This window comes from Rhizohabitans arisaemae, from assembly GCF_025996515.1.
In the GTDB taxonomy this organism is placed as follows: domain Bacteria; phylum Actinomycetota; class Actinomycetes; order Streptosporangiales; family Streptosporangiaceae; genus Rhizohabitans; species Rhizohabitans arisaemae.
The window spans coordinates 409,573-425,514 of sequence record NZ_BLRH01000034.1 but is presented as its reverse complement, the minus strand read 5'-3'; the positions used below and the strand labels follow the sequence as shown (position 1 = coordinate 425,514).

Sequence of the window (15,942 nt, the reverse complement as noted above, 5' to 3'; positions counted from 1 at the left end):
CCGACCGCGCACATAAGGAGGGTTGTCGGTTCAGTGAATTGATGAAGGAGAGCTTCGTGGGAACCACCCGTGGACGATGAACGGCTGGCCAGATTCGAGGCCGCCTACCACCAGGCCTACGGCCTGATCACCGCCTACGCCGCACGCCGCTGCGACTCGCCGCAGGACGCGGCCGACGTGGTCGCGGAGACCTTCACCGCCGCCTGGCGGCGCGTGGACGAGCTACCCGAGGGGGAGGAGGCCACACTCTGGCTGTACGGCGCGGCGCGCAAGGTGCTGGCCAACCACCACCGGGGCGCCAACCGCAGACGGGCACGCCACGTCGGGCTCGACGCCGCGATGGCCGACCTGTACGGAGACTCCCCGGACAGCAAGGTCGAACTCCAAGCGATCGGCCAGGTCTTCCGGACCCTGTCCGACGATGACCGCGAGGTGCTGACACTGGTCGCCTGGGAGGGCCTGGATCGCGAGGAGATCGCGACGGTACTCGGCCTCTCCCGCAACGCCGTACGCGTCAGACTCCACCGCGCCCGCAGGCGCCTTTCCCGCGCCCTCGCCCAAGCAGACATCCGGTACACGACAGAGAGCCGGCTGACGCCGGCGGAGAGGCCGCTATGAAGCACATCGACGAGATCGAGCTGCTGAAGCCGCTGGCCAGGGTCGAACCCGGCGGACCGGGAGGCGACCCGACCGGCGCGGAGGCGCGGGCATTGCTGGCCGCGATCACCGCGGAGAAGCCGGGTGCGGTCCCGGGGACCCGCCGACGCGCCCCCCGGCGGCCGGCCCTGGGACTGGCGGCCGCGGTCGTGCTCGCCACCGGCGCGGTGGTGGGCCCGAGTCTGCTGGAGAACGAGGTGTCGAGCTCCTGGGCCGTCGCCAAGGCCGCCGACGGGAAGGTGACCATCCAGATCCGCGACTTCCGTGATGCCGTAGGCCTGAGGAATCGATTGCAGGAGCTCGGGGTTCCCGCCATCGTCGACTTCGTCCCCTGGGGGCAGGAGTGCCGCCGGCCGCGCGGGAAATACGTGAAGGACATCCCCGGGAACCTGTACAGCGTGCCGGAGAACATTCCCGGCGAAAAGCTGGGCTGGCAGATGCGGATCGACACCACGTTGTTCAGGCCGGGCCAGACCTTCGTCTGGACCATCAGCGCCCCCGCGACCGGGCATGGGAGCAGTACCAGCACCTATCTGATGGAGGGCCCGATCACGCCCTGCGAGCCCGTTCCCGATCCCAGGCCGAGAGCGATCGAGCAGGAATTCGTCCCGGCGACCGTCAAGGGTCGCTCCCTCGAGGGGTTCCGCGTGGACGAGAAGACCGTCGGCGAGGTTCTGCCGGAGCTCAGGAAACGCGGTAAGAAGGTCGTCTTCATGGTCCTGGACGTCCCGCAGGGACACCCTGGGGGCTTCTTGGGCAAGGGACGCACCCAGGAGGAACCCGTCGGCGACGACTGGATCGTCTGGGAAGCGGAGGAAAACGCCAAGGGGGTCATCCGACTGCTCGTCACCGACAAGCGCTACGACAGGAACCCCCTCTACGGGGGTCCACGAGACGCCGTCGTCACCGAGTAGCCGGCCCATGCCCGCCGGATCAAGGGAACCTCGGAGATCCGCCGCCTGATCATCGGCACCCCGATCGGTCACACCGGTTCCACGCCCGCCCGGGATCCGTCGCGGTACGGGCGGGCGCCGGGTTGAGGGGCGGCGCCACGGAGAACGGCGTCGTCGGCTCCTGATGGGTCTCCGGCGACTTCGGCAGACCACCCAGCCCCCAAAAATGCCATACCGGACAGAAGGTGGATTCTGTCCGGTATAGAGCTTTGTCTGAATCGGGGTGGTTCGCGGTTGTTATGGTCGGTCTGATCTTTGTCGCAGAGGAAGGCGGAGTCCTGTGTCGTTCACGATACGACCGGCCGTCGAGGCGGACCTGGTGTCACTCCTGGAGCTCTACGCGGAACTCCACCCAGACGATCCGCCGCTGCCCCCGGAGGTAGCCGGGAGGACGTGGACGGCGATGACCCGGCAGGACGGCCGAGTCGTGCTGGTGGCCGAGACCGACGGCACCCTGGTGGGCACCGTGGACTGCACGGTGTCGCCGAACCTCACCCGGGGGGCGAGCCCGCACATGCTGGTGGAGAACGTGGTGGTGAGCGCGGCCCACCGGCGCCGCGGGATCGGGACCGGGCTGCTGGAGGCCGCGGTCACCCTCGCCCGTTCCGCAGGGTGCTACAAAGTCCAACTGCTGTCGGCACGTGCCGAGGATGCCCATTCCTTTTACGAATCCTGCGGCTTCCGGCCGCTGGCTCGCGGGTTCCGCCGCTACCTCCGTGAACCCTCCTGACGAAGCGACCTCTCCGATGGCAGGTGCCAGGGTTTGTCCCAGACCAGCAGGTAGCGTCGCAGGAGCAGACGGCGCCAGCGGCAGCCGGTGAGGATCGCCCGGGCCTCCCGGGCGGTCTGGCCCCAGCTCATGATGGGGTCCATGGCGGGCATGCCGTGAGGGCCGCGCTTGCCGCCGTGGGGTCGCCTGACGATTCGGGAGACGACCTGGGCAACGCCGCCGGCGATCCAGTCCACTGCGGACCGGTTCTTGCCGAGGCCGACCACGATCATCCGCCCGCCGGGTGTGAGCAGCCGTGCCAAGCCTTCCAGGGCCCGGCCGAAGTCGGCGTGATGGACCACCGAGACCGCGATAACCAGGTCGTACCTGCCTTCGGAGAGTAGTCCGTGCGCGTCGTCGAGATAGTCCGCCTCCACAAAGGTGACGTTGTGCAGATGCCGGCTCTCCGCCTGTGCCAGGCCGATCATCTCCGCGGACCGGTCGGCTCCCGTCACGACCGGGATCCGCGCGGCCAGTTTCCGCACAAGCAGCCCGTCACCGCACCCGACGTCCAGCGCCCGCTTGCACCCATCCGGGATCAGGTCCAGGATCAGCGGCTGGTAGTGCACGTTGTGGTTCCAATAGGGGTCAGACACTCGGGCATCCTAAACGGATCATGCTTCCGGCCTTGATGGTTTGCAGGGATTCATACGGCTTGCCGCGCGCCAGCCCTACCCGACGCGATAGCTGTGCTCCCCCATCGAGACGGCGACCTTGAACCGTCCAGCCGCATGGGATCGGCCGCACTCTTCCCCGCGCTGTACGGCACGTGCCGCGTCGGCCGTACACAGCACGGTTGCCGTGCCCAAGACACCCACTCCCCTGGCTCCGACGATTGCTTCGCACAGATGCTCGATACCGTGCCCGGCTGCACGAACTCCATCACGGAGTGGGACAAGTCCGGAATCTCACCCCTGTCGCACTGGAGTACCGATCCGTCCTCGGCCACCCCACCACGTCGCAGGAGGACGTGAGGGAAATCCCGTTGATCGCTCCGATGGGTCTGCCTACCGTTGCTCCATGTCCCGTGACACGCTTTTGCCCGCAGCCGTGACCGAAGAGCAGTTCCTGGCCGTTCACCAGGATGAAGAGCTCCTTCGCCCCGGAGTGGTGGAGCTGGTCGGACGGCTCGGATTGCGCGGACTCGGCGTCGAGCGCTTCAGTGACGGTTCGTTGCCCGTCTACGCCGTGGGTGACCGGCATGTACTCAAGCTCTACCCGGACGTCTACCGGCGCGAGCACTTCGAGGTGGAAAGCGACGTCCTTCAGGTCGTCCGGGGGCGGCTCCCCATTCCGACGCCCGAGGTCGAACGGGCCGGAGAGTTCGAGGGCTGGAGCTACGTCCTCATGTCGCGCCTGCCGGGCGAGAGCCTGGCCACCGCCTGGCCGGGGATCCCGGAAAGGGATCGGGAAGGACTCGCCGACGTCCTCGGGGAGACGCTGGCGGCGCTGCACGCCGTCCCCTCCCCCGAAGTCGGCTCACTCGGCCCTCCGGACTGGCAGGGTTTCCTCCGGGACCAACGGGAGAAGTGCGTCGCCCATCACCGCGCGGACGGACTTGACGAGGTCTGGCTGGCCCAGATCCCGGACTTCCTCGACAGCGTCACGCTTCCGCCGTCGCCGCCGGTCCTCCTGCACACCGAGGTCATGCGGGAGCATCTCCGTGTCACCCGTGGGCCGGGCGGTTGGAGACTGTCCGGACTGTTCGACTTCGAGCCCGCGATGCTGGGCGCGCGTGAGTACGAGTTCGTGGCGGTCGGACTGTTCGTCTCCTGCGGCGAGGGGAACCTCCTGCGCCGCTTGATGATCGCCTACGGTTACGACCCGACCGACCTCGATGAGGCGCTGCAGCGACGGCTGCTGGCCTACACACTGCTGCACCGCTACAGCAGCCTCGACTGGTACTTGACGCGGCTGCCCGCACCGCCCGATCCCACGCTCGGCTCTCTGGCCGCATGCTGGTGGGCACTGCACTGACCGGCCGCGCCTGCCGCTCCTCCCCTGCCGTGTACGGCTGCCGCGGTGCGCACGGTTTGCGGCGCGTCCGCCGTACAGGACTCCAGGCGATGGTCGTGGAAGCAAGTTTTCGCTGGTCATGACGGTATTGCCCTTAGTGGGAGCGCGGTGGACGGCGGCGTCGGCCCGGCCTGGACCGGTACCTCCAGGACGGTCGCGCGGTCGCCGTCGTCGTCGACGAGGTGCTCCTCCAGGGTGGGGCCGCAGACGGTCAGGCCACGGTGGTGCAGCCAGTCGAACAGGTACCGGCCGGCGTCGACGACACCGGTGCCCGGGGGCACCACGACGCGGACCGCGGTACGGGCCGGCAGGGCCAGCCACCGGCCTCCCCGTGCGGTGGTCAGGGCCGCGGTGAATTCGCCGGAGGGCCGGCCCCGCAGCCAGGTGAGCAGGACAGCCGCGTCGGCGGCGCAGTGGTCGGCCAGTTCGGCCGGATGGGCGACGGTCAGGTGGCGTACCCGCAGTCGTCGTGCGGGGACCGTGGTCTGCTGCGGGAGGATCGGTGCCGGCGTGGTCAGGTACTCCTCGGCCCGGGCCGCCACCGCGCTGAGAGCCGCGATGTCACGGTGCAGGGTCGCGACCGTTTCACCCAGCGCCTGTGCCAGGTGCGAGTCCGGGGCGTCGATGGTCTCGGCGATCAGCCGCAGGCTCAGGCCGAGGTGTTGCAGCCCCCGGATACGGTCGAGCCGCACCAGTTCGGCCGTGCCGTACCAGCGGTATCCGGTGACGCCGTCCACCGCCGCCGGTGACAGCAGCCCGATTCTGTCGTAGTGCCGGAGGGTGCGTTCCGAGACCCCGGCGAGCCGTGCCAGCCGTCCGATCCTCCACATGTGTTGACCTTCTCCCCGCGTCAGGGTTCTAGCGTCGCCGGACATGACCCGTACTGATTCCGTCCCGGCCATGCGGTTGGCCGGCGCACTGTTGCTGATCTCTCTGGTGGCGTTGCTCGCCGCCGTCGCCATTCTCGTGCCGTCGGGGCTGACCCTGAACCCCGAAGATCCCGCCGCCGTCCTTGCGGCCGTGTCCGACAGGGTGGGGCTGCACCTGGCCAAGCTCGCCTTCGACGTGGCGGGCTGGTCGGCGATGACCGCGGCGGGGCTGCTGGTCGCCGCCGGCTCGGTCCCGGCGTCGCGGCCGCACGTGGCGGTCCTCGCCGGCGGCCTGCTGGCGTGCACCGGGTTGGCCGGTGTGCTGCACGACGCCGGCAACCTGGCCGTGACCCAGCTCGCGGGCGACCCGGCCGCACCGGGTGCCGAGGTTACGGTCCAGGCCCTGCTGCTGACGGGCAAGTGGGGGGTGAATCTCGTCGGCCTGTTGTGGGCCGCCGCCACGGTCGCCGCCGTGGCGGGGCTGCGCCTGTCGCGGGCGATGCGCCGGGCCGGTGCTGTCGCGGTGGTGTGCAGTCTGGCGGCCGTCGTGCTGCCCTGGACCACCGGCACGGAGGGACTGCCGGGGGCGGTGGAGCAAGTGGGGTACGCCCTCCAGCTGCCCGTCATGGCCTGGTACGGCCTGCTGGGCTTTCGGTACCTCCGCGGCGGCGAACGGTGAGGGAAAGGTACTGTGACCGGGACCTTTCCCAGGAGCCGGTGAACCGGGGCGGGTACGGCGTGCGCCGCGTCGCCCGTACGGACGTCCCATACGAAGGTCGTCCAGTCCAGCTTCCTCCCACCGGCGCCGCAGGACGCCGTGGTCTGCCACGTTGAGACCCTCGGTGTGGTAGGCGCGCAGCAGGCGTTCCAGCACATCGCCGGCCCGGCCGCGGCGGGCGGGTGGCTCAGCCGGTGTGCGTCGAAGGCGCTCACCGGCCGCGCCAGGTGCAGGGTTGAGCTCCAGGCCGTCGGCGGCGCCGGCGGACCTGATCAGGGCGATGCGCTCGGGTGCCTGGTCACCCCACCATCCGGCCATCGCCTCGGCCGCGGTCGGGCCGGGGACGCGGCTCGCCCCCGGGTCCAGTTCGAAGGCGCGCCAGACGACCGTCGGCGCCTCGGGCCGCCGAGTTCGGCAAGGGCCGCGGCCAGGCGCCGTTTGCCGATGTAGCACCAGGGGCAGGGTACGTCGGCGAATACCTCACCAGCCAGGGGGCGATGACGCATTGATTGCGTCATTCCATGATGACGTCATGCTCTTCCCGACACCTCCACTCGCTGACGCCGATCAGAGAGTTCTCGACGAGATCGAGACGGCGCGCCTCAACCTCCGCCAGCAGGTACGGTCCACTCCGAGCAAATGGACCGAAGGGTTGCGCGGGTTCCTCACCGCCGACGCGGTCGCGGCGTCGAACTCGATCGAGGGCTTCAAGGTGTCCACGATCGACGTCGAGGATCTGCTTGAGGGCGAGCGTGACGTGGACGTCTCCGATGAGAACCGCGAGGAGACCCTCGCCTGTCAGCGGACGATGACCTACATCCAGACCCTTCACGATGTGGCGGACTTCAGGTATGAGACAGGGTTGCTCAACGCCCTGCACTGGATGCTCCAAGGGCACCGGCACGTGCCGCGCAAGCCTGCGGGGCAGTGGCGCCCAGGTCCCGTTTACGTCACCGACGCGCGTGACCCGAGCATCGCGGCCTACACGGCTCCGGAAGCCCGCGCCGTCCCCGCCTTGATGCGGGAACTGGCCGACTGGCTTAACACCGACGACGGCTCGCACACGCTGATCAGGGCCGCGATGGCCCATCTCCATCTGGTCTCGATCCACCCCTGGGCGGACGGCAACGGGCGGATGTCGCGTTCCCTGCAAACCTTGGTGATCGCCAGGGATGGCGTGCTCTCCCCCGAGTTCTCCTCCATCGAAGCATGGCTGGGGCGGCCGGGCAACACGTGGGAGTACTACGCCGTGCTCGCCCGGCGGGGTCCCGCGTATCAGCCCGACCAAGACGTGGCCGACTGGATCCGCTTCAACCTCACCGCCTACCATCAGCAGGCGCAGACGGTGAAGAACCGGCTCGACCGCTCCACCCGTGTCTGGACGCTGCTCGGCGAAGTCGCGGAACGAAGGGGCATGGACGAACGTGTCGTCACCGCTCTGCACGACGTGGCCATGTCGGGCCGGGTACGCCGCACCCGCTACGAACGAGCCGAGGGGCTGAGCCGCCAGCAAGCTCAACGGGACCTGCGCGACCTGGGCACGGCCGGGATGCTCACCCCGGTCGGTCATACCCGCGCCCGCTTTTACACAGCTGGGCCCGCCTTCCCCGAAGCCGTCCTGGAGGCCGCCCGAACCCCCCTGGCCCTGACCGACCCCTACGATCGCTGAGAAGGCACGACTTTCCAGGCACAGCACCTCCCGGGCTCGGATCGATCGGACGGAGCGAGGATCGGTGTCGGCGTGGCCGGGTGCTCCTCGGCCCGGGCCGCCGCCGCGCTGAGGGCCACGACCGTTTCGCTCAGCACCTGTTCCAGGTGTGTGTGTCCGGGGCGCGTCGATGGTCTCGGCGATCAAGCCGCGGGGTGTGTTCCGACACTCCGGCCAGCCGCGCCAGCCGTCCGATCCTCCGCATGTGTTGACCTTCTCCCCGCGTCAGGGTTCTAGCGTCGCCGGACATGACCCGTACTGATTCGGCCCCGGGCACGCGGTTGGCCGGCGCACTGTTGCTGATCTCTCTGGTGGCGTTGCTCGCCGCCGTCGCCATTGTCGTGCCGTCGGGGCTGACCCTGAACCCGGAAGATCCCGCCGCCGCTCTTGCGGCCGTGTCCGGCAAGGTGGGGCTGCATCTAGGCGAGCTCGCCTTCGACGTGGCGGGCTGGTCGGCGATGACCGCGGCGGGGCTGCTGATCGCCGGCTCGGTCCCGGCGTCGCGGCCGCACGTGGCGGTCCTCGCCGGCGGCCTGCTGGCCTGTGCCGGGCTGGCCGGCGTCCTTCACAACGCCGGCAATCTCGCCGTCACCCAGCTGGCGGGCGATCCGGCCGCCGAGGGCACGGTCCGCGCCGTGCTGCTGACGGCCAAGTGGGGGGTGAATCTCGCCGGACTGTTGTGGGTCGCCGCCACGGTCGCCGCCGTGGCGGGGCTGCGCATGTCGCGGGCGATGCGCCGGGCCGGCGGTCTCGCGGTGGTGTGCGGCCTGGCGGCCGTCGTGCTGCCCTGGACCACCGGCACGGAAGGGCTGCCGGGGGCGGTTGAGCAGCTGGGGTACGCCCTTCAGCTGCCCGTCATGGCCTGGTACGGCCTGCTGGGCTTTCGGTACCTCCGCGGCCGGGAGCACCCGGGGAACGGCGAGGAAAGGGTACGGCGTCCGGGAGTCCACTGAGCCGGCGAACGTCCGGTCACGGTGTTCCGGGTGCCGCGGTGTGGACGGCGTTCGCCGTGTCGGCCGTACAGGTTCGATGGGAAGGTCGTGTGGTTTGGCGGCTTCTCCGCTGTGGTGGTCAGGTCAGTGTGGCCGACCAGTGCTCGTCGCCGAGGTGGATCACGCCGTCCGGATCGATGTCGACGCGTGCTCCGTTCAGGGGGTTGCGCCCGTGGCTCAGCCAGCGGTCCCGCAGCGAGTCCAGGGTGCTCCACAGCCGGCGCGGCCCGCCTTGGTGCACGAGCGGACGTTGCCCGGGGTAGGCGGTGGCGCGGGCCCACGAGCCGTCGTGGTGCGACATCCACGCGGTGTCGGGGCCTCCCGGGAGTCCGCGGAGGTAGCGGTGTTCGATGCCCGGAGCGGTCACCTCCAGCAGGTCCCGGAGTTCCGTGGCGGCGTTCACGTCGGGGATCGGGTAGGGGCTGGGTTCGACGACGTCGCCGTGGGGGGACGCGTCGCGCAGGGCCAGAAAACGCGTCGGGTCGGCCGCCGGGTAGTCCTCCCCTGTTCTGGCGGGCATGAATCCCGCGCCCTGCGGTTCGATCCGGCCGCGCAGGCGGCCGTCGGGGTGTTTGACGGCGGTCACCAGCAGGCCGGTGCCGGCGATCGTGGTGACCAGCCGTCCACCTGGCCGGAGCGCGGCAGGCCAGGTGGGTGGGATCGGGCGGACCGCGACCATCGCGACGATCGCGTCGTAGGTTCCGGGGATCGGTCCGCCTGCGTCGGCGGTGTGCAGCGTCGGACGCAAGCCGAGACGGTCCAGGCGTTCGGCGGCCGTGTCCACCAGATAGGGGTCGATGTCGAGGCTGGTGACGCGGCGGTCGCCCAGGTGCCGGCAGAGCAGGGCGGCACTGTATCCGGATCCGGTCCCCACGTCCAGGACGTCCGCGCCTTCGAAGAGCTCCGCGAGCCGGAGCAGGTGGACGACGAGGGAGGGAAGCGTGGAGGAGGAGGTGGGGCGGGCCTTGAAGGGGTTGAGGTGGGTGCCGGGGGTGATGCGGTCGGCGTGCGTCGCCCCCGCGCGGGTGACCAGGCTGGTGTCGCTGTAGGCGGCGCGGAGCCATGCCTCGGGATGGCTCGGTCCGTCCTGTGCGGTGTAGTGAGGTTCGTCCCACCAGTGGGGCACAAGGAGATGCCGGGGTGTGGTGGCCACCAGCTCACGCCAGTGGGAGCCGCGTGGCGTCGTCGTGTCGGCGAGTGCCCGGGCCGGTCCTTCCCAAGCCGTCATGCGGATCCCCGGGTGGGCCTTATGGTTTTGGGGGGTTTCAGCCACCCAGTGCCGTTACACGCTTCACATGTGACCCAGACCCGGTTCCCGGGCTTGAAATCGGATTCCTGGTGGTAGCCGCCTTCGCCCAGGCAGACCCCGCACCGTATGCCGTCCACGGGGACGATTATGCGCTCCCGGGCCGCAGGCCGTACCGGGGTGATACCGGAACGCTATAGTCCGTCTCGGGTACGGCGCAGGCCGTACCGGGCTCCTCCCCCGGGTCGCAGGATACGAGGGGAGGCGCACGTGCACGTCGTCGCGACCGCGGGCCACGTCGACCACGGCAAGTCGACGCTCGTCCATACCCTCACCGGCATGGAACCCGAGACCGGTGGGCGGAGGAACGCCGCCGCGGCCTCACCTTCGACCTGGGGTTCGCCTGGCGGACCCTCCCCTCGGGTGAACGACTCGCCTTCGTCGACGTCCCGGGTCACGAGCGCTTCCTCACCACCATGCTCGCCGGTGTCGGCCCGGTGCCCGCCGTCATGATGGTCGTCGCCGCCGACGATGGATGGATGCCGCAGTCGGCCGAGCACCTGGCGGCCGTCGACGCCCTGGGCATCGGCCACGGGCTCCTGGTCGTCACCCGACGCGACCGCGCCGACCCGCGGCCGGCCCTCGGCGAGGCCGCCGCCGAGATCGCCAAGACCTGCCTGGGGCGGGTGGAGGCCGTCACCGTCAGCGGCGCCACCGGTGAAGGCGTCGACGACCTTCTCGGTGTGCTGGACAGGCTCGTCGCCGCGCTGCCCCCCGCACGGGCCGAGGTCGTCTCGCCGAGCTGGGCTTCACCTCCGCGTCGGTGGCGGCCGCGGCGCGGGCGGGTGCCCTGCTCCGGCTGGCCGATGGGGTGGTGCTGCCGGTTTCGGCGGAGGCGCGGGCGGTGGAGGTCCTGACCTTGCTCCCCCAGCCGTTCACCGCGAGCCAGGCCCGCAGTGTGCTGGGCACCTCCCGCCGGGTGGTCATCCCGCTGCTGGAGTATCTGGACGGCCACGGCCACACGGTACGGGTCGACGCCGCGACCCGTCGGATGCGCCCCCGCTGACCCGGAGGGCGGCCTCGGGAACGGAGGGCGGCCTCGGGAACGTACGGGCGGCATGCGCCGTCCGGTTCGCGGCTGTGGCGGTGAGCTCAGGTATCCGCCGTGGCTCGGCGACGGGCCGGGCCCCCGAGACCGGGGGCGCGCCGCCGATCACCAGGGAGGGGACCCCGGTCATTCCCAGCTCGGCGGCGACGTCCTCGGCGTGGGCGTCGCCGGACAGCGCGGCCCGGGGGTGAGGCGCGGGCGGTGGAGCGGAGCCCCGTCGCCTGGGTGGGCTTCCCGCAGGCCGACCCCGCCGCCCGGCGGGTTCAGGCCCGGCAGAGGATCTCGCCGTGGACGACGGTGAACCAGGCGTCCTCCGCCATGCCCCACTCGCGCCAGCCGTCGGCCATGCGATCGAGGTCGGCGCGGGTGGCGTGGCCGTAGGCGAGGGCCTGGTCGGCCAGGGTGGAGGAGGTGATGCGCGTGGCCCAGGTGGAGCTCCACCAGGCCCGGTCGGCCGGGGTGGCGAAGCACCAGGTGGAGCTGCCGGCCGTGACGTCGCCGAACCCGGCCTGGCGCGCCCAGGACAGAAGGCGCCGCCCGGCGTCGGGCTCGCCGCCGTTGGCCCTGGTCACACGGCGGTAGAGGGCCAGCCAGTCGTCCAGCGCGGGTACGTGGGGATGCCAGACGAAGGCGGCGTAGTCGGCGTCGCGGGCGGCGACCAGGCCGCCCGGGGCGCTGAGGCGGCGCATGGCGGTCAGGGCGTCCACCGGGTCTGCCAGGTGCTGCAGGACCTGGTGGGCGTGGACGACGTCGAACGTCCCGTCGGGGTAGGGCAGGTGGTGCACGTCGCCGACCTGCCAGGTGACGGTCGGTGCGGCCGATCGGGCCGCCTGGGCGACGATGCCGCCGTCGCTGTCGACGGCGGTGACCGCTCCGGGCGCGACCGCTGCGGCCAGGTCGGCGGTGATGGTGCCGGGGCCGCATCCGACGTCCAGCAGGGTCATGCCGGGACGCAGGTGAGGGAGCAGGTAGGCGGCGGAGTTGGCGGCCGTGCGCCAGGCGTGGGAGCGGACGACGGACTCGTGGTGGCCGTGGGTGTATGTGGCGTGCGGCACCGACATGGGGCGTGTCCCTCCTGAAGGGGTGGGCCGGTCACGGCGAGAATATCGATCGTCCGAATCGTGGACAATTTTGTATCAATATATGATACGCCCATGATTTGCCGCATGGTACGGGCCGTGACGGGCGCGGCCCGTACCGTGTCCGGAACGGCCCGGCGGCACCTAGGCCGGCCGAACCGTCCCGATGACGGCGGACTCCAGCAGCCGCCGCAGCTCGGCGACGGGCCGGACCCCCGAGACCGGGGGCGCACCGCCGATCACCAGGGAGGGGACCCCGGTCACTCCCAGCTCGGCGGCGCGGCGGCGGTCGGCGGCGACGTCCTCGGCGTGGGCGTCGCCGGACAGCATCGCGCGGACCTCCCCGCCGTCCAGGCCGGCCTCCTCCCCCAGGCGCGCGAGGACGTCGTGGTCGGCCACGTTGAGACCCTCGGTGTGGTAAGCGCGCAGCAGGCGTTCCAGCACCTCGTCGGCCCGGCCACGGCGACCGGCCAGGTGTCCCAGCCGGTGCGCGTCGAAGGTGCTCACCGGCCGTGCGAGGTGCAGGTTGAGCTCCAGGCCCTCCGCGGCGCCGGTGGACCCGATCAGGGCGACGCGCTCGGGCGCCTTTTCACCCCACCACTCGGCCATCGCCTCGGCCGCGGTCGGGCCGGGGACGCGGCTCGCCCCCGGGTCGAGTTCGAAGGCGCGCCAGACGACCGCGGGCGCGTCGGGGCCGCCGAGTTCGGCAAGGGCCGCGGCCAGGCGTCGTTTGCCGATGTAGCACCAGGGGCAGAGCACGTCGGCGAACACCTCGATCTTCATGGCTGCTCCGGTTCCGGTCACGAGGGGTCGGTGGGCCGCGGTCCCGGGCCGATCTCCCGGACGACGGTGTAGGTGGGCGGTCCGCTCATTCGGGGTTCGGCCTGTCCGGACAGGCCGTCCAGCGCGGCTTGGATCGCCGCCATCCGGCCTTCGGTGTCGGAGGTCGCCACGAAGTCGCGGTAGGCGGTCTCGCTGTCCCAGCGCACGATGTTGTACACGCGGGTGCCGTCGGTGCTCACGTGGAAGCGGGCGGAGCGGTATCCCGGGTGGAAACGCACCCACCGTTCCTGGATTTCGGCGAACGCCGCGACGAGCTCACGCTGGGTGCCGTGTCCGTCGACGGTGTAGTCGATGATCGAGTAGAAGCCGGAGTCGGTGTCCATCGGCGGGTTCCTTCGCGTTTCGGTCGGGGCGGGCGCCCTCGGTGCGACCATCGTGCAACCTCCACTGCGCTGGAGCTCAAGCTCTCCTTTGGTCGGCCGGTGCGGGTGCCGCCGTGGTCAGGGCGTCAGGCCGTGGAGCAGGCCCTGGTCCTGGTCGGGGAAGACGGTGCGCAGGTCCAGCAGGACGTGTCCGCGTTCGGCGCGGGCGACCACCGGCGGGCACGCCGTTCGGTCGACCGGGCCGGGCACCGCAGGGTCGTCGTCTGGCGCACCGACACCGCCTGGCCGCAGCGCCGGTCCGGCGTGCCCGCCGGGAGACCTGGACCCGGAATCCGGTGGGGCCCGGGTGTCCTGCACCGGCGCGCCGCCGAGCCGTGCGATCAGGCGACCGCCGGGCTGCCAGGCGGTCCGTGGACGCTGCGCCACAGCGCCTTGACCCACGCGGCCGAGGAGGGTGCGGGCACCTCCCCAAATCTGTTCGTCGTGATGTCGTGTACGGCGTCTCGCGGATCGTCTTTCAGGTGAGAGCCGGTCTCCGGCCGGCGAAACCTTCGCATGAACGCGCGGTCTTCGCGCCGGTGGCCGATCCGGCGCCCCTGGCCATCCCGAAACCACGGAGCAGAGCATGACACCGACGCTGAACACCATCGACATCATCGTCTCCGACATGGCGGCCGGCATGGCCTTCTACGCCCGGTTGGGCCTGGAGTTCAAGCTCGACCCGCACTCGCCCGAACACGCCGGATGCGACCTCCCGAACGGCCTGCACCTGATGCTGAACACCGAGCCGTTCCGCACGCCGTTCCTGCCGGGCTGGTCCGCGCCCACCGGCGGGCCGCGTACCCTCTTGTGCTTCCAGTACCCTGCACCCGCCGACGTGGACACCGCCTACGCCGAGCTCATCGAGGCCGGATACCGCGGCCTGGCCGAGCCGTTCGACGCCTTCTGGGGGATGCGCCACGCCACGGTCGCCGACCCGGACGGCAACGGCGTCGACCTGTACGCCGCCCTGCCGGCCACCCAGAGCCAGGAGCGATAAGGGTGAAGTACGTGCTGATGTTCGTGGAGACCGAAGAGTACGCCAGAGAGCTGGAGGCGATGGGCGACCTGGAACGCGAGGCCGCCTACGCGGCGGTGGTCCGCTGGTTTGCCGACAACGCCGGGAAGATCACCCATCACACGCACCTGGCCCCCGTCCACACCGCCACCACCGTACGGCTGCCGCGCACCGGCGCCCCGATCGTCATCGACGGCCCGTTCGTGGAGGGCAAGGAGGTCGTCAGCGGCTTCGCCGAAGTGGAGGTCGCCGATCTGGACGAGGCGCTGAAACTGGCCAGGTCCTGGCCGGCGTGCCCGATCGTGGAGATCCGCCCCGCCCGATGAGCCGGCCACTCCGGGTGAGCGAGGAGGTCCTGGCCCGCGTGGTACGTGAACACGCGGGCCGCCTGGCCGCGTCTCTGGTCTCCCTGCTGGGCGATTTCTCCGCCGCCGAGGACCTGGTCCAGGACGCCGTGGAGATCGCCCTCCGCCGCTGGCCGCAGGAGGGTGTGCCGGAACGCCCGGACGCGTGGCTGTTCACCGTGGCCCGCAGGCGCGGCCTGGATGTGCTCCGCCGGGAGGGCAACCATCGCGCCAAACTGGAGCAGCTGCGCTGGATCCGGCCGTCCCCGCCGGACGACCGGCTACGGCTGATCTTCATCTGCTGCCATCCGGCGCTGTCGCGGGCGGCGCGGATCGCGCTGACGCTGCGTGTGGTGTGCGGGCTGAGCACCGCCCAGATCGCCGCCGCGTTCCTGGTATCGGAGACGACGGTGGCACAACGCCTGACCCGCGCCAAACGGAAGATCACCGAAGCGGGTATCCCGTACCGCATCCCGGCCGCCGAGGACCTGCCCGATCGGCTGGAGGAGGTCTTGGCTGTCATCTACCTGCTGTTCAACGAAGGCTACCTGTCCAGCACCGCCGACCGCGCCCATGCCCGCGACCTGGTCGAGGACGCGGAATGGCTGGCCAGCCTGCTGGCCGGCCTCATGCCCGGCGAGCCGGAGGTGATCGGCCTGCTGGCCCTCATCCGGCTGCACCGGGCGCGCGGCGCCGCCCGCTTCGACGCGCGTGAACAACTGATCCTGCTGGCCGACCAGGACCGCGGCCTGTGGAACCACCAGGAGATCAGCGCGGCGAGCGCCCTGCTGATGCGTGCGGCCCGCGCCCACCGCCGGCCGGGCCCGTACCAGCTCCAGGCGGCCATCGCGGCCTGTCACGCCGAGGCCGACAGCTTCGAGCACACCGACTGGGCCCAGATCCTGATCCTGTACGACATGCTGCTCCACCTGGCCCCTTCTCCCATCACCCGGCTGCATCGGGCTGTTGCCCTGCGCTACGCGATGGGCCCGCAGGCGGCGCTGGACGAACTGACGGAACTCGGCCCGGTGCTCCGGCGCTACCCGCTCTTCCATGCCACCCGCGCCGAGCTCCTTCGCGAACTGGGCCACGCGACGCAGGCCCGGGAGTGCGACAGGCTGGCCTTGGCACTGACCGCCAACCCGGCCCAGCAGGCGCTGCTGGAACGGCGATTGAACTGGGACTGACGCCTCTCGTCCACGGCCCCGTTCAAGGGGCCGGCCGGGAACTCCGTCAGGTGGCGGCGCCTGCCCTCCAAGA

General features: G+C 70.9%; 19 protein-coding genes. 12 read left to right on the top strand and 7 right to left on the bottom strand.

Annotated features, from left to right (window positions below; genetic code table 11):
- The first annotated feature begins 69 nt into the window (after positions 1-69).
- From RUR_RS17445 to RUR_RS17435, 3 genes are all read left to right on the top strand, one after another.
- A complete protein-coding gene (locus RUR_RS17445; protein ID WP_283136128.1) occupies positions 70-618 on the top strand; it encodes an RNA polymerase sigma factor in 549 nt (182 codons plus the stop codon).
- Positions 615-1,571: a hypothetical protein gene (locus tag RUR_RS17440; protein WP_283136127.1), complete on the top strand. Its 957-nt coding sequence runs from the start codon at positions 615-617 to the stop codon at positions 1,569-1,571. Before RUR_RS17445 ends, RUR_RS17440 begins: the two co-directional genes overlap by 4 nt.
- Positions 1,572-1,890: 319 nt before the next feature.
- Positions 1,891-2,340 (top strand): GNAT family N-acetyltransferase, encoded by a 450-nt coding sequence (locus tag RUR_RS17435; protein ID WP_283136126.1) that lies wholly within the window; start codon positions 1,891-1,893, stop codon positions 2,338-2,340.
- On the opposite strand, the gene RUR_RS17430 is transcribed toward RUR_RS17435, so the two are convergent.
- Entirely contained in the window at positions 2,319-2,975 is a 657-nt protein-coding gene (locus RUR_RS17430) for a class I SAM-dependent methyltransferase (RefSeq protein ID WP_283136125.1), read from the bottom strand. The genes RUR_RS17435 and RUR_RS17430 overlap by 22 nt on opposite strands.
- A gap of 424 nt (positions 2,976-3,399) precedes the next feature.
- On the opposite strand from RUR_RS17430, the gene RUR_RS17425 reads away from it, so the two are divergent.
- Entirely contained in the window at positions 3,400-4,356 is a 957-nt protein-coding gene (locus tag RUR_RS17425) for an aminoglycoside phosphotransferase family protein (RefSeq protein ID WP_283136124.1), read from the top strand.
- A gap of 116 nt (positions 4,357-4,472) precedes the next feature.
- Here RUR_RS17425 and RUR_RS17420 read toward each other — a convergent pair whose 3' ends face one another.
- Positions 4,473-5,225, bottom strand: coding sequence for a MerR family transcriptional regulator (locus RUR_RS17420; protein WP_283136123.1), 753 nt, complete (start codon positions 5,223-5,225; stop codon positions 4,473-4,475).
- Positions 5,226-5,268: 43 nt separating this feature from the next.
- Between RUR_RS17420 and RUR_RS17415 the strand changes: the two genes are divergently transcribed.
- From RUR_RS17415 to RUR_RS17405, 3 genes are all read left to right on the top strand, one after another.
- Entirely contained in the window at positions 5,269-5,943 is a 675-nt protein-coding gene (locus RUR_RS17415; RefSeq protein ID WP_283136122.1) for a hypothetical protein, read from the top strand.
- Positions 5,944-6,514: 571 nt separating this feature from the next.
- Positions 6,515-7,651, top strand: a complete 1,137-nt coding sequence (locus RUR_RS17410; RefSeq protein WP_283136121.1) for a Fic family protein — start codon at positions 6,515-6,517, stop codon at positions 7,649-7,651.
- 287 nt (positions 7,652-7,938) lie between these two features.
- Positions 7,939-8,643, top strand: a complete 705-nt coding sequence (locus RUR_RS17405; protein ID WP_283136120.1) for a hypothetical protein — start codon at positions 7,939-7,941, stop codon at positions 8,641-8,643.
- 118 nt (positions 8,644-8,761) lie between these two features.
- Here RUR_RS17405 and RUR_RS17400 read toward each other — a convergent pair whose 3' ends face one another.
- The gene (locus tag RUR_RS17400; protein WP_283136119.1) at positions 8,762-9,910 is read right to left on the bottom strand and encodes a methyltransferase domain-containing protein; all 1,149 of its coding nucleotides are present in this window, start codon (positions 9,908-9,910) and stop codon (positions 8,762-8,764) included.
- A gap of 410 nt (positions 9,911-10,320) precedes the next feature.
- Here RUR_RS17400 and RUR_RS17395 point away from each other — a divergent pair, with 410 nt between their 5' ends.
- Together RUR_RS17395 and RUR_RS17390 are read left to right on the top strand one after the other, a co-directional pair.
- The gene (locus tag RUR_RS17395; protein ID WP_283137042.1) at positions 10,321-10,845 is read left to right on the top strand and encodes a GTP-binding protein; all 525 of its coding nucleotides are present in this window, start codon (positions 10,321-10,323) and stop codon (positions 10,843-10,845) included.
- On the top strand, positions 10,833-10,994 hold the full coding sequence (locus tag RUR_RS17390; RefSeq protein ID WP_283136118.1) for a SelB domain-containing protein: 162 nt from the start codon (positions 10,833-10,835) through the stop codon (positions 10,992-10,994). The genes RUR_RS17395 and RUR_RS17390 overlap by 13 nt, the downstream gene beginning before the upstream one ends.
- 305 nt (positions 10,995-11,299) lie before the next feature.
- Here RUR_RS17390 and RUR_RS17385 read toward each other — a convergent pair whose 3' ends face one another.
- The 4 genes from RUR_RS17385 to RUR_RS17370 all read right to left on the bottom strand — a co-directional run bounded on the left by RUR_RS17385 (position 11,300) and on the right by RUR_RS17370 (position 13,707).
- Positions 11,300-12,097, bottom strand: coding sequence for a methyltransferase domain-containing protein (locus RUR_RS17385; RefSeq protein ID WP_283136117.1), 798 nt, complete (start codon positions 12,095-12,097; stop codon positions 11,300-11,302).
- Between the two features lie 162 nt (positions 12,098-12,259).
- Positions 12,260-12,898: a DsbA family oxidoreductase gene (locus RUR_RS17380; RefSeq protein ID WP_283136116.1), complete on the bottom strand. Its 639-nt coding sequence runs from the start codon at positions 12,896-12,898 to the stop codon at positions 12,260-12,262.
- A 17-nt stretch (positions 12,899-12,915) separates the two neighbouring features.
- Complete coding sequence (locus tag RUR_RS17375) at positions 12,916-13,281, bottom strand: antibiotic biosynthesis monooxygenase family protein (RefSeq protein WP_283136115.1); 366 nt, start codon at positions 13,279-13,281, stop codon at positions 12,916-12,918.
- 117 nt (positions 13,282-13,398) lie between these two features.
- Entirely contained in the window at positions 13,399-13,707 is a 309-nt protein-coding gene (locus RUR_RS17370; RefSeq protein WP_283136114.1) for a hypothetical protein, read from the bottom strand.
- Between the two features lie 199 nt (positions 13,708-13,906).
- On the opposite strand from RUR_RS17370, the gene RUR_RS17365 reads away from it, so the two are divergent.
- From RUR_RS17365 to RUR_RS17355, 3 genes are read left to right on the top strand one after another with little or no spacing between them, the layout of a single operon-like run.
- Complete coding sequence (locus RUR_RS17365) at positions 13,907-14,320, top strand: VOC family protein (protein WP_283136113.1); 414 nt, start codon at positions 13,907-13,909, stop codon at positions 14,318-14,320.
- A 2-nt stretch (positions 14,321-14,322) separates the two neighbouring features.
- Positions 14,323-14,664 (top strand): YciI family protein, encoded by a 342-nt coding sequence (locus RUR_RS17360; protein WP_283136112.1) that lies wholly within the window; start codon positions 14,323-14,325, stop codon positions 14,662-14,664.
- Positions 14,661-15,869 (top strand): RNA polymerase sigma factor, encoded by a 1,209-nt coding sequence (locus RUR_RS17355; RefSeq protein WP_283136111.1) that lies wholly within the window; start codon positions 14,661-14,663, stop codon positions 15,867-15,869. The genes RUR_RS17360 and RUR_RS17355 overlap by 4 nt, the downstream gene beginning before the upstream one ends.
- Positions 15,870-15,942: the final 73 nt, after the last annotated feature.

Excerpts from the sequence above, each read along its gene's own strand:
- RUR_RS17440 (WP_283136127.1), top strand. The coding sequence starts at position 615 with ATGAAGCACATCGACGAGATCGAGCTGCTGAAGCCGCTGGCCAGGGTC.
- RUR_RS17425 (WP_283136124.1), top strand. The coding sequence starts at position 3,400 with ATGTCCCGTGACACGCTTTTGCCCGCAGCCGTGACCGAAGAGCAGTTC.
- RUR_RS17420 (WP_283136123.1), bottom strand. The coding sequence starts at position 5,225 with ATGTGGAGGATCGGACGGCTGGCACGGCTCGCCGGGGTCTCGGAACGC.
- RUR_RS17415 (WP_283136122.1), top strand. The coding sequence starts at position 5,269 with ATGACCCGTACTGATTCCGTCCCGGCCATGCGGTTGGCCGGCGCACTG.
- RUR_RS17410 (WP_283136121.1), top strand. The coding sequence starts at position 6,515 with ATGCTCTTCCCGACACCTCCACTCGCTGACGCCGATCAGAGAGTTCTC.
- RUR_RS17405 (WP_283136120.1), top strand. The coding sequence starts at position 7,939 with ATGACCCGTACTGATTCGGCCCCGGGCACGCGGTTGGCCGGCGCACTG.
- RUR_RS17400 (WP_283136119.1), bottom strand. The coding sequence starts at position 9,910 with ATGACGGCTTGGGAAGGACCGGCCCGGGCACTCGCCGACACGACGACG.
- RUR_RS17385 (WP_283136117.1), bottom strand. The coding sequence starts at position 12,097 with ATGTCGGTGCCGCACGCCACATACACCCACGGCCACCACGAGTCCGTC.
- RUR_RS17380 (WP_283136116.1), bottom strand. The coding sequence starts at position 12,898 with ATGAAGATCGAGGTGTTCGCCGACGTGCTCTGCCCCTGGTGCTACATC.
- RUR_RS17375 (WP_283136115.1), bottom strand. The coding sequence starts at position 13,281 with ATGGACACCGACTCCGGCTTCTACTCGATCATCGACTACACCGTCGAC.
- RUR_RS17365 (WP_283136113.1), top strand. The coding sequence starts at position 13,907 with ATGACACCGACGCTGAACACCATCGACATCATCGTCTCCGACATGGCG.
- RUR_RS17355 (WP_283136111.1), top strand. The coding sequence starts at position 14,661 with ATGAGCCGGCCACTCCGGGTGAGCGAGGAGGTCCTGGCCCGCGTGGTA.